This is a genomic window from Undibacterium sp. SXout7W (assembly GCF_049339385.1).
Lineage (GTDB): Bacteria > Pseudomonadota > Gammaproteobacteria > Burkholderiales > Burkholderiaceae_D > Undibacterium.
In genome coordinates this window covers 157,615-170,560 of sequence record NZ_JBMPPF010000005.1, presented here as the reverse complement: position 1 = coordinate 170,560, position 12,946 = coordinate 157,615, and the positions used below count along the sequence as shown (strand labels likewise).

The following is a 12,946-nucleotide window of genomic DNA, read 5'->3' as shown; positions in this document are numbered from 1 at the left end:
TCACCATGAATACCGAAAATGACGTCATAAAATTCGATGCAGCTCAGGCTGAAGACAGCGTAGGTTATCTGATCGCAAGAGCCAGAACCATGCTCAGCAGAGCAGTCGATGAATCTCTGCGCGATCTTGATATCACTCATGCACAAAGTAGTGTATTCGTCATGCTGGCAATGAAAAGATGTACTACGGCTGCAGATCTTTCCAGAGAACTTCTGATTGATTCTGCTGCCATGAAGCGCACTCTGGATAAACTTGAAAAAAAAAGGCTGATACAACGCGTCGTCAATGAAAAAGATAAACGACTGTATCGGCTCGAACTGACCGAGGCCGGCAAAGAATTGTCTGCCAAACTCCCCCCCGTTTATCGCGAAGTGCTGAATATCGGTTTTACAGGCTTTACTGAAGAAGAAATTGGCTTTCTCAAATCACTGTTACGCAAGTTACTCGCGAATCGTCCATTACTTGAATCCAAAAAATAAATCATTGCTTAGTCAATTAATTTATTGAGTAATTATCTAATTTGTAGTGCAAACTTTCTCTATCACTGTACTCACATGACACCTTATTTATCTACTATGCCCAGCACCAGACATTTTGCCCGGCACGCCATTGCGATTGGTGCAATAGCAATGCTGTCGGCTTGCGTCAGCTTTCACGGCATACAAAGTCAGGCGACAATGAAATCATTGTCTTCCGAGATGTCTGCAGGTCTTTATGCAGAACAAAAAGGACAGACGCAACAACGATCAAAATGGAGTGAAAACCAATGGCCTGATAGCCAATGGGCTCAACATATCGGTGGTCAAGACTTACAGGATTTGATTGATGCTGGTCTGGCAAACAATCCCAGCCTTCAAATTGCCGCAGCACGCATCAGCGCGGCCAAAGCACTGAGCGAGTCAGTTGGCGCCAACGAGCTGCCATCTGTCAATGCCAGCCTGGACAGTACCTATCAACGGTTTACGGAAAATGGTCTGATTCCACCACCTCTGGCGGGCAATTACAAAACCAATAATCAGCTTGCATTGAACTTCAGTTATGAACTCGACTTCTGGGGCAAGCATCGCGCAGAAATGCGTACCGCACTATCACAGGAAAAAGTCGCAGAAGCCGAACAACAAAGTACCAGGCTGATGCTAAGCAATGCCATTGCACGCACCTGGCTGCAGCTTGCACGTCAATATGCGCAACTCGAAATCAGCAATCAACAATTACAAGTCCGCGAAAAACTGGACCAACTGACGGCGCAAAGAGTCAGAGCAGGATTAGAAACAAAATCAGAAGTACAGCAAGGACTGATCCAGACATCCTCCATTAAAAATGACATGATTCTGTGGCAGGAAGCGATTGCCCTGAGCCGGAATCAGCTCGCCGCATTATTAGGCGCTGGTCCGGAGCGTGGTCATCAGATTGGACGCCCTGTTTTTTCTGCATCCACACAATCGGGAGTACCTGCCGATTTGCCACTGGAATTGATGGCGCGACGCCCAGACATCGTTGCGGCGCGCTGGAGAGTCGAAGCGGTGCAGGGAGAGATTGATGTCTCTAAAACACAGTTTTATCCGAACATTAATCTCGTCGGTTTCGCAGGTGTATCCAGCCTCGGTCTGGATAAATTACTCAATACCGGAAGCACGATCATTGGCGCTGGGCCAGCAATCCGTTTACCTATCTTTGAAGGCGGACGTTTGCGTGCCCAGCTCAAAAGCAAAGTGGCCAGCTACGATGCAGCTGTCGCCACCTATAATCAAAGCCTGACCGATGCACTGCGCGAGATAGCAGATCAGGTAAAAACACTGCAATCAAGCGAAGTGCAAGCTCAGCAGCAACAGGCTTCCGAAGCAGCTGCCAACGCCGTACTGCAACTGGCACAACAGAGGCAAAAGGCCGGCACAGCCAATGTATTACCTGTTCTTAGCGCAGAAGCTGCATTACTGACACAGAAAAAAATATCGCTTGATATTGCAATACGACATGCAGATAGCCAGATCAACCTGATCAAGGCACTCGGAGGTGGATACGATCGTAAAGCCTTGGCAACCGTACCCACGAGCCAAACAAAACCAATATCTCAAACATCCAAAACAATGATCCCAGCATCCAACAAATCGGAGGCAAAGTAATGAGCACGCCAGCAAACAACACCACAAATACGACATCAACCCCAGCACCGGCCGCACCAGACCCTGGCAAACGTCGTGGAGCCTTATTAATTGTTACCAGCATTCTCGTCATCGCAGCCATTGCTTATGGCATCTGGTGGTATATGTTTGCTCGCAATATTGAACATACAGAAGATGCCTATGCTGCCGGTAACGTCGTGCAGGTTACGCCACAAATAGCCGGAACTGTCCTCGCTATCAATGCGGATGATACGGAATTGGTTCAGGCTGGTAAGCCACTGGTCGATTTTGACAAGTCAGATGCCAAAGTGGCTCTGGATCAGGCGGAAGCACAACTGGCACAGACTGTTCGTGAAGTGAAAGTCTTATTTGCGAATAACGGTAGCCTGCAAGCGAATATCGATGTGCGTAGCAGCGATGTGGAACGCGCCAAGGCAGATCTGGCACGACGCCAGCAATTACTGAGCACTGGTGCCGTTTCTACTGAAGAGTTGGAACACGCTAAAAATAGTCTCAAAACAGCAGAGGCAGCATTACTCGCAGCCAAAGAGCAATTGGCATCCAACCGCGCTCTGACCGAAAACACCAATGTCAGCCAACATCCGAATGTATTACGCGCAGCATCCAAAGTACGTGAAACGATGCTGGCATATAGCCGCACCAGCATACCCGCACCATTAACTGGCTATGTTGCCAAGCGCGCAGTTCAAATCGGACAACGCGTAGCACCCGGCGCACCGTTGCTGTCTATCGTTCCTTTAAACTCGTTGTGGGTCGATGCCAACTTCAAAGAGGTGCAACTGGCTCACATGCGCATAGGTCAGGACGTTATCCTGCACTCCGACGTCTACGGCAGCAATGTCGAATACCACGGAAAAGTTCTCGGAATGTCCGCCGGCACAGGCTCTGCATTTGCTTTGTTGCCAGCACAAAATGCCAGTGGTAACTGGATTAAGGTAGTGCAGCGTGTTCCTGTCAGAATTTCTCTGGATCCTAAAGAACTGAAAGCACATCCATTGCGAATCGGCGTCTCCATGCAAGCAGAAGTCAATATCTCACAACAGCAAGGGGCTCCTGTTACTGCCAATCAACCCGCCCGTACTTCACCGGCCTATCAGACATCGGTCTTTGAACAACACGGAAAAGACGCCGAGCAGCGTATTGCTGAAATCATTAACGCAAATATCAAGGCGAAGTAATGAGCCAGCAAACCAGCGCGACATATCCGCCACTGAAAGGCTCCCAGCTGTCAATGGGTACTCTTGCCCTGTCGCTGGCAGTATTTATGAATGTGCTGGATTCATCTATCGCCAATGTATCTATTCCTGCCATCTCGGGTAATCTGGGTGTTTCTCCGCAACAGGGAACGTGGGTCATCACCTCATTTGCTGTTGCCAACGCCATTTCTATTCCGCTGACAGGATGGCTGACGACACAATTTGGACAAGTACGTTTGTTCATGACATCCATCCTGCTATTCGTCTTGTCGTCGTGGCTATGCGGCATGGCTCCGAATATCGAGATGTTAATTGCTGCCCGGGTGCTGCAAGGGGCTGTCGCAGGTCCGATGATTCCTTTATCGCAATCATTGCTACTGGGTAGTTATCCGCCTTCAAAGAGCTCTATGGCATTGGCTTTATGGGGAATGACCACCCTGGTAGCACCAATTATGGGTCCGCTGCTTGGTGGCTGGATTTCCGACAACTATTCCTGGCCCTGGATTTTTTACATTAATATTCCCATCGGCTTATTTACTGTATGGGCAACCTGGTCAATTTACCGAAAGCGGGAATCGAGCATTAAAGCCATTCCGATCGATAAAGTGGGTTTATTTCTTCTGATGATCTGGGTCGCAGCTTTGCAGTTAATGCTGGATAAGGGAAAAGAACTGGATTGGTTCAACTCCGGCGAAATCATTCTACTCACCGTGATTGCTGCTGTTGGTTTCATTTATTTTGTGATCTGGGAGTTGGGCCAGGATCATCCTGTAGTCGATTTATCGCTGTTCAAAGGCCGAAATTTTTCGGCTGGTGTGATTGCGATTTCCATCGGCTACGGTTTGTTCTTTGGAAGCCTCGTGATTATGCCTTTGTGGTTGCAGACGCAGTTATCCTACACGGCGACTGAAGCAGGGAAAGTCATGGCACCTGTTGGAATTTTTGCGATCATTTTGTCGCCTGTTATCGGTAAAATTTTACCGAAGGTGGATGCCAGACGCGTCGCTTCACTTGCATTCATCCTGTTTGCGATCGTCTTTTTCATGCGTTCACGCTTCACCACAGATGTCGATACCATGTCATTGATGATACCGACCCTGCTGCAAGGCGCTGCGATGTCCATGTTCTTTATCCCACTGACTTCTATCATATTATCTGGGCAGTCACCGGATAAAATTCCTGCCGCATCTGGATTATCCAATTTTGTTCGGATTATGTGTGGAGGTATGGGCGCCTCCATCATGACCACCATGTGGGATAGCCGCACAACAATGCACCATGCCCACATCACAGAAAATACGGGTAGCAGCTATCCGGTATTCGTACAAAGTGTGCAGGGATTAATGCAGCAAGGAATGCCAGAACCGGCAGCCCATGCGGTAATCGATAGAGTCATCAGTGTTCAGGCAAGCACAATGGCAGCGACAGACATTTTTTATATGGCTGCATGGACATTTCTGGCATTGATCAGCTTGGTATGGATGACCCGACCAAAAAAATCATCTGCTCCCATTGATGCTGGTGGTGCGCATTAACAATACACCAGATCAACGTGGCGCCGTATTTGACAATACCGCGCCACGCACTTCAAATGTCAGTTGATCCAGGATAGCCCCATTCATGTCCAGCAAACTCAATATATGTTTACCTGGCCAGGGAAACCAATCGTAATGTAGTCCCGGCTCTGCGGTTTTAGATGTACTCAAACTGAGATTTTTTCCATCCAATACCAGCATGGCGCGATGAATTCCCGTGACTTGCAACCTCAGTTTCTGACGATCAGGGGGAATGTCTGGATCAAGAGCCACGACCATTCCCGTTTTCGGATAACGAATTTTGGGGGCAATCGTATCTGATAGAGCAAGAGTGATATTAGCCTGCTCGGTTCCTGTCAAAAACAGCTCTTTTCTATCTCCTTCGATAGGACTACTGAAGTGAATCTGACGTACCTGCACATCGGAGGGCAGCGGAGGCGAAGTGCTGTAGGCTTTTTGTCCATCTCGCTGGTGTAAGTAGTGCATGACTTCCTGCCACACGGGAGCCGCACCAGTTATGCCAGAAACATCCCACATAGGCTCTCCTGAAGCATTCCCCACCCAGACGCCAACCGTATAACGCTGGGAATAACCGATGCACCAGTTATCCCTCATATCTTTTGATGTGCCTGTTTTCACTGCGGTCCAGATGCGTGTGCTCAGTGCATTTTCCAGGCCAAAGGTCAAAGCACGGGCAGCACGGTCACTTAAAATGTCACCAACAATGTAACTTGCTTGCGGATTCAAAATACGTTTTGGCGTATCCAATTTTGCAGACAGAGTCATTCTTGGCTGACTGAATAATCCCTGCCTTGCCAAAGTGCGGTATGCGTTGGTTAAATTGAGCAAACTGACATCCGCACTTCCCAATGCCAGACTGTAACCGTAATATTCGCCAGACTCGCGCAAACCCAAACCCAGATTCTGCAAATACTGAAAAAAGGTCGAAGGCGTCACGCTGATCAATGTCCGCACAGCAGGAATATTGAGCGAAGAAGCGAGTGCCGTCCTCGCACTGACCATCCCCTTAAAATGTTTATCGTAATTCTGCGGAATATATAAGCCATTTGCTGTCGGCAAATTAACCGGGGTATCGTCAAGAATGGATGCGGCTGTCAGCAATTTTTTTTCAAAGGCAATTTCATACAAAAATGGCTTCAGCGTAGAACCCGCCTGTCGCAACGCCAGCACACCATCCACCTGAGATGCATCCGATAAACTGCCACTGGAACCCACCCAGGCAAGAACATCGCCACTAGCATTATCCAATACGACGACCGCACCATCCTCCACATTTCTATCTACCAGCGACGATAACTGACGTACCAGACTATTGCGCGCCACGGTCTGAACACCGGCATCAAGAGTTGACTGAACTCTGGCACTGTCTTTTTTCAATAAACGCCGGGCAAGATGCGGCGCAAGATTAGCCGTATTAGGTGTCGAGTCACTGCCATGATTGACGATACTGTTTCCAGCTTTGGAAGTCAGTTTTGAAAACGCCAGTAAAGTTTGCCCTTCCAGATTCTGGCAATAATCAGGTTGTCGCTGCTCGCGCAAAATACTGCAAGCCCGCTCCGCCACTTTAGCCGCGCTGGCATTGGGAGCACGAATCAATGCAACAGCGATGGCAGACTCAATTTGATCCAGGCCGCTCGGATGCTTCTCAAACAATATCCGGGACAAAGCATGGACACCGAGCAATTCACCTCTGAATGGAACGAGATTCAGGTAGGCTTCTAATATCTGATCTTTGCGCCAGGTTTGTTCCAGTGATTGTGCGATCCATGCCTGCGATAGTTTTTGTGCCGTTGTTCTTGCGCTGGAACGACGCCGGATATCTTCCTCCAGCAAACCCGCCAATTGCATCGTAATCGTGGAGGCGCCACGGGTTCTGCTATTCCATAAATTACCCCAGGCAGCCGCAGCAACGGCACTCCAGTCCACGCCGGAGTGCTGAAAAAAACGCTTGTCTTCAGAAAATAACAAGGCATTGCGCATTGCTGGTGAGATGTCATCCAGTGGTATCCATGACAACCTGCGTTCTCTGGGATTCACACGCATCTGTTGCAATATCACACCGTGGCGATCTGTCAATATTGCTTCTGAAGATTGATAAGCAGCGCGCACCTCCTGAAAGCTGCTCAGTGCGGAGGCACGCTCGGCTGACAATAACAATGCACCCGCAAGCAGCACATGCACGGAGGAAAAACGCCATGAGGTACTCGATGACATACTCAACAACAACGTCACTTCACGAAGATCGTTGTATTCGGCAACTCACCGAACATTTCCGGCGCGTACATCGCCTCGGCGCGCGTAGCAGGCAAATGGAATTCACCGGCATTATTCAAGCGCACTGTGTAAGACAGGCTGAATTTACCCTTTGGTATAAACTGATAGTAGGTACGGAACGCCTCAAAACTACGTTCCTCATACGCGATCAGCGCGTTACTTTGCCAGTTCGACTGTTGGGTTGACGTGGCGATGACCGAATCCCTTCCCAAACCTGAACCGAGCAAACTGGCACCGGCCGGAACAGGATCAGTCACAACGACCCAGGTCATATCCGCCTGTGCATCAATATCAATATTCACACGAATAACATCACCACGGCTATATTGACCCGCTTGCTTTTGCTCTACCGGCGTCAGCGTTTTTGTCATTCGGTAACCGCTGGAGAATGCTGCCTTTAAAGGCACAGCCGCGAGGCTTTGCAAGGTAATCCAGGGCTTACCTTTACCATCATGCTGCAATTTAAGTGTGTCATTTGGTGCTGCTTTTACAGGCCATGACAACATCATTTTTCCACCATTACCCCAACTGTAATTTTGAGTTAAGGCGGATGCAGCCGATACCTGTTCTATACTTGCACGGGTGCTGCCAGTGACTTTTTCAGATTCAAATTTCTTTGCAAATTTCTCCATAGCGAGACTGCCCCATACATTGGCTGTCGTCGTCGTCCAGTGACCACGGTTCTGACGCTGTAGGCTGCCGTTGAATATTTTGGGCATATCAGCCTGCCATGCAGGGTTATCCATCATCAATAGCAACAAACGGTTCGCATTCACATCCGCATTGCTCATCAGCCACCACCAGTAGTCATCCCCCTCATTGGAAAAGCCCATGCGTGTCCCCTGATAATTCAAGCGTGAACGCAGTATCTGCTCCGCCTCTTTGAGATACGCTGCACGTTGAGGTAACGATGCGGTTTTCTGCAAAATAGCGTACCAGTCAAGCACCGCCCCGGTTGGCCATTGCTGAGGTGTGATCTGTAATGATCCCAACATCCGTGGCTGCACCATTTGATAACGTGATAGCGCTTCCAGTGCTGCCAGCTTACGCACGTCAAGGTCTTTTCTGGGCGACCAATATTCACGCGTAATCTTACCTTCGACAAATGCAGATAATCCTTGCAACATCTTATTTCTGAGAGCATCAGGAATCACATAACCAGCCTCCTGCGCTGCCGAGATCAAATAGGCAGTCAGCGTATCACTTCCTTGTCGCAACGCGCTTTCGGACGGTGGGTAGTAATAGGCAAGGCCATCGGCATCGAGATAGGTCGGTAATTCTGTGACGATCTTTTGCCACATGGCTGCATCTTTGAGTCCGATTGCTTTCGATGTTTTTTGCTCAAGGCATGCATAGGGGTACTGCATAAAATAACGACGCAGCCCTTCACTGCCGCTGGATAAGGTAGATGCCATGGTCACCGCAACCCCACCTCTGTCTGGCAGACTATCCATCGGGCGCTGTACCGGAATACTGGACGTTTTATCTAACTGAAACATACTGGCCTGCTGTACTCTGACAGGAACTGCTGCAATCAGTTTTTGACGAAACTTGAGTGCGTCTCTTGCTACCGTAACAGGGGAGTTCTGCTCCTCTGCAACGATCTCCCATGACAAAGATTGATTATCGACATCCCCTTTGATATCAGGGGCAATCACTGTCCAGTTTACTTCCCGTGCTTCTCCGGCGGGTATTTGCACTAGCTGCGTTGGCAATGCCATTAAAGAAGCATCCGTCTGTGCCGACAAACTGACCTGCATCTGACGAGTGCTGGTATTACGCACAGTCAATGCAGCGTTATAACGATCACCTTCCCTTACCAGGGGCGGTAACCCTGAAACAATTTGTAAATCCTGCGTTGCTTTAATACTGACGCTGCCAGTTCCGAACAACGAGTCACCGCTCTGAGCAATCACTACGATTCTGAAGCTGGTCAACGCATCATTCAATGGCACTTCAATTTGTGCTTTTCCATTGGCATCAAGAATTATTGCAGGCTTCCAGAGTAATAAGGTATCGAGCAATTCCCGTGTAGGTGCTTTCCCTCCACCGCCACCAGCGGCCACGGCTTTACGACCATAGTGTCGCTTGCCGATCACCTGCATCTGAGCGGTGGCGGTTTCCACCCCATAGCTGCGCCTTTGCAACATTGCCTGCAAGAGATTCCAGCTATCGTTGGGCTGAAGTTCAAGTAAGGCCTCGTCGACTGCGGCAATCGCCACTTCAGCGCCTGCAGCCGGCTTGCCATCCGGCAAACGAACTTGTATGCCAACTTTCGATACCGCGCGAATCGGATAACTGGCTTTATCCGTCGTCACGTTTACCGCTAGCTGATGGCCGGCGGTACCCACGGCAATTTCAGCAATCCCATATTTGTACGCAGGCTTTGCCAGATCCACTGTTGCGGAAGGTGACTGATATTCACGAAATTCTTTCCACCAGTTCAATGGCTCTTTCCATCCCCAGCTAAAAAATGAATACCACGGTACTTCGCGCATACGCCCACGGACTGCAAGAACCGACACAAAAACATTGGGTCCATACTCTGCCTTGACTGGAATTTTTATCGTAGGGTCTTGTCCATGCAAAGACACTACCATGGTGTCAATGACACCTTCACGCTCGATCGCGACCAATGCCGTTGCCTGACGAAATGGCATACGAACCTGAAATGACGCTACATCGCCTGCCTGGTAAGTTTTCTTTTCTGGCAGAATGTCCATGCGATCCTGATTTTCTCCATCAAACCAGACTTCGCCTTGCCCCGTCACCCATAATGAAGTTGTTGCATAAGAACTCTTTCCATTGCTATCAAGAGCCTTCGCTGTCACTTCGATATTGCCTGGCTCCTTCAAATCCACTTCACAAATGAATAAGCCCCGATCATCTGATTTGCCATGACAAAGTTGACCTAAATCCTTCGTGGCATCGGTATTTTCATAGGCATAAAACCCACCAACCATCCGTTTTCTATGCGACAGATTACGCTTTGCAAGCGCTGTCAATGTGAACGGTACGCCCGCCAGAGGTTTGCCATTGGTATCCAGGGCAAGCACAGTCAGATGGGTTTTATTTTTAACCGAAACCCAGGTTTCATTCTTAATACCTGCAATGACTGCCGCCGGCCACAAGGGAGTCAGCGAATGAATGGTTTGTATTTCACCATTCGGATCTGCGTAGGTCATTTCTGTCAGTAATTCCTGAGCACGTCTGACTTCAGGCAATGGCTGTATCAATGCTTTGCCGCTGCCATTTTTATCCAGCGTAACGGCGATATTATTGGCAACAATTTTCTGTTCTTCATTGTCTTCCTCGTTACGACCGAAAGAAAATTGTTCATAGCCCGCAAATTGTAAAAACCGATTCCGCAACATGCCAGTCACTTTCACAGGCAGGCCGGACGCACCGCCGCCATTCAGATAATTGAGCTGCAAGGACAACGGTAATTCCTTGGGCGATATCTGAACCGCTTTAGGAGCAACAATACGCCCCTGAAGCAAGGGCAAACGGAATTCTTCTACTCTGAAAACACCTGTGTAATAGGTTCGCTCGCCATTTTGTTCTCCATATTTGTCATTGTCATCTTCCGCAGTTGTCACTGGATTGGCAATCTCGGTCGCTGATTTGACCTTACCGCTATCAAGAATGATTTCATACTGTCCCAGCTTTGCCTGTGCCGGAATGGCAAAACTATTCTCAGCAGTATTGCGCCCCTTCCATACCAGCGGAAATTGAAACTCCTGATTACTTCCCTGATGGACAATTCGCATCCGCGTTGGCAATAACTCTGCTTTCTGTAAAGCAAGACCAAATCTGTTTTCTGTCCGCAATACATGTTTCATAGAGACGGTCTCACCAGCCCTGAACAAACTGCGATCCAATATCGTGTGTGCTTTGACAGATGCTTGCGGACTCATTTCTGTCGGCAAATTGAAGCGATATGCTTCGATACCGCTATTCCACGATGACAGTGCAAATGCCATATCAGCGCGCCCTTTTTCATCCACCTTACGCGCACTGACAAAGTAGCCATCAATTTTTCGCTCACCTGCACAGGCGTTATTCAAGCCTGATGGCAGCATGGCGACGCCACGTGCATCCGTCCGTCCCCGCCAGAGCATTTTGCCACTGCAATCTGATACTTGTATCTGGGCGTCGGATACCGGCTTGGCATTATCCAGCGTAGTGACCCAGACAGCGCCGTTTTCACGTCCTAATTTAATATGTACTGACAAATTCGTTACCAGCGCACTGTTACGCACGTACATCGGTAGAGGTTTATCCAGTAGAGCTGCACCCAGTTTTTTCGATTCCAGTTCCAGAACATAAAATCCTGGCGATTGAAAAGGAATACCCACCACCTCAAATGGTCGCAAGCTTTGTCCAGCAGGTGCAGGTAAATCAATCTTCGTTACAGTTGACTCCTTCGATGCAGAAGCCAGCAGACTGAGACTGCGTGTCTGAATATCCTCGCCATTTTTTCGAATGGTAGTTTCATGATAACGATTGAGCTTACTGATCCACTCAATCATCGATGCATCATCGTCAACCTTAAGTTTTGCCAACTTGCCAGGCGATTGTCTGGTATCTGCACTCCGAATAGTCAAAGAACTCTCCACATTGCGCAATGTCACAGGCAACATGGCGTCGGCATTCAACTCGACGATACCAAAAGGGGCTGCTGGAAATTTCGCCAATGGAGGAAAATCAGCCGTTCTGAACTTTAATGGAAACTGACTTGCATTGGCCAATGACCGGCCACTATCATCTTTCAGGTCAGAGGGTAACTCAAAGCTCAGTTCTGATTTTTCTGGAAATGGTGCTTTGAAATTCACTTGCGTTACCAATTCTTCATTGTCACCGATCCGGAATTCTGGCTTTGTACTTCCTTTGGAAGATTTCAGAATAATTTTTTCAGCAAGCTTGCGAGAAATACCTTCACTGAAATTCAGACTGACAGGAAGAATCGGTGTGCATGCCGCGTTTGCGTTCTCACGCTGACAATTCAACTCTGCCGTAAATGCAGGACGGGTACGGAATTTAAAACTCTGATTGCGGCTTGATTGAATGCCAGTGGTAGTTGCGATCCCTTTCTCCCATACCAGCCTGACTGCTGCATCTGCGGGGAAACGCTGCTGACACTGCACAGTACTGATGCGCGCAGCATCCTGATTATTGGCAAACTCTTTCAACAAGCGCTGCCTGGATTCGCCCACCACCAGCTTGGCTGGGACACGCTCATGCACACCCTCGATTTCACAGTACACATGTTGACGCAGACTCGCTTCTGTAGCGACTCCCGTTTGAAACAAAATAAAAATTTGTTCTTCTTCTATCGTGGATTGTTCCGAAGGCATGACACGCGATATTGCCGGACCACCAGTATGAAACTGAAAACTGGTTTTACCTGTGATGCTGGCACCTGACAGCGTTTTAAAATCAGGCTTTACATTGACATCACAACGCGTTCCCGGCATCAGATCCTGGGAAAAATCGTAAATCCAATGACGATCATCTGCCCATCGACCAACGCCATCGCTATTCGCTGTGCAATTGACGGTAAATGGCGCAGGTATTTTAGGATCGCCAAAACTGATTACTGACTCAGAAAATGTTGCCTTGATTTGCCGTATCTGGGCAATCTCACCTTGCGGTGAGAATCCCGCTATTGTGACAGCCGCCGCCGGGGCAGCGTACGCATCGCAATACAGAGCAAAGGCCGACACTGCGACCGCGCCACATAACAGGGACAACATTTTCTTTGCAGAGACCATCG

6 protein-coding genes are annotated in these 12,946 nt (G+C 48.8%); 4 read left to right on the top strand and 2 right to left on the bottom strand.

All coding sequences use genetic code 11. The annotated features are described in order from the left end of the window. The first annotated feature begins 5 nt into the window (after positions 1–5). From ACO0LB_RS07210 to ACO0LB_RS07195, 4 genes are all read left to right on the top strand, one after another. A complete protein-coding gene (locus tag ACO0LB_RS07210) occupies positions 6–479 on the top strand; it encodes a MarR family winged helix-turn-helix transcriptional regulator (protein WP_423047936.1) in 474 nt (157 codons plus the stop codon). Between the two features lie 75 nt (positions 480–554). Next, the gene (locus tag ACO0LB_RS07205; RefSeq protein WP_423047934.1) at positions 555–2,123 is read left to right on the top strand and encodes an efflux transporter outer membrane subunit; all 1,569 of its coding nucleotides are present in this window, start codon (positions 555–557) and stop codon (positions 2,121–2,123) included. Further along, positions 2,123–3,322 carry an efflux RND transporter periplasmic adaptor subunit gene (locus ACO0LB_RS07200; RefSeq protein ID WP_423047933.1) on the top strand — a complete coding sequence of 400 codons (1,200 nt, stop codon included), beginning with the start codon at positions 2,123–2,125 and terminating at the stop codon, positions 3,320–3,322. Before ACO0LB_RS07205 ends, ACO0LB_RS07200 begins: the two co-directional genes overlap by 1 nt. Next, complete coding sequence (locus ACO0LB_RS07195) at positions 3,322–4,875, top strand: DHA2 family efflux MFS transporter permease subunit (RefSeq protein WP_423047931.1); 1,554 nt, start codon at positions 3,322–3,324, stop codon at positions 4,873–4,875. Before ACO0LB_RS07200 ends, ACO0LB_RS07195 begins: the two co-directional genes overlap by 1 nt. Positions 4,876–4,887: 12 nt before the next feature. Here the strand turns inward: ACO0LB_RS07195 and pbpC are convergent, their stop codons facing one another. Then, the gene (gene pbpC / locus ACO0LB_RS07190; RefSeq protein ID WP_423047929.1) at positions 4,888–7,110 is read right to left on the bottom strand and encodes a penicillin-binding protein 1C; all 2,223 of its coding nucleotides are present in this window, start codon (positions 7,108–7,110) and stop codon (positions 4,888–4,890) included. 14 nt (positions 7,111–7,124) lie between these two features. After that, a complete protein-coding gene (locus ACO0LB_RS07185) occupies positions 7,125–12,944 on the bottom strand; it encodes an alpha-2-macroglobulin family protein (protein ID WP_423047927.1) in 5,820 nt (1,939 codons plus the stop codon). Positions 12,945–12,946: the final 2 nt, after the last annotated feature.

Excerpts from the sequence above, each read along its gene's own strand:
- pbpC (WP_423047929.1), bottom strand. The coding sequence starts at position 7,110 with ATGTCATCGAGTACCTCATGGCGTTTTTCCTCCGTGCATGTGCTGCTT.
- ACO0LB_RS07200 (WP_423047933.1), top strand. The coding sequence starts at position 2,123 with ATGAGCACGCCAGCAAACAACACCACAAATACGACATCAACCCCAGCA.
- ACO0LB_RS07205 (WP_423047934.1), top strand. The coding sequence starts at position 555 with ATGACACCTTATTTATCTACTATGCCCAGCACCAGACATTTTGCCCGG.
- ACO0LB_RS07195 (WP_423047931.1), top strand. The coding sequence starts at position 3,322 with ATGAGCCAGCAAACCAGCGCGACATATCCGCCACTGAAAGGCTCCCAG.
- ACO0LB_RS07185 (WP_423047927.1), bottom strand. The coding sequence starts at position 12,944 with ATGGTCTCTGCAAAGAAAATGTTGTCCCTGTTATGTGGCGCGGTCGCA.
- ACO0LB_RS07210 (WP_423047936.1), top strand. The coding sequence starts at position 6 with ATGAATACCGAAAATGACGTCATAAAATTCGATGCAGCTCAGGCTGAA.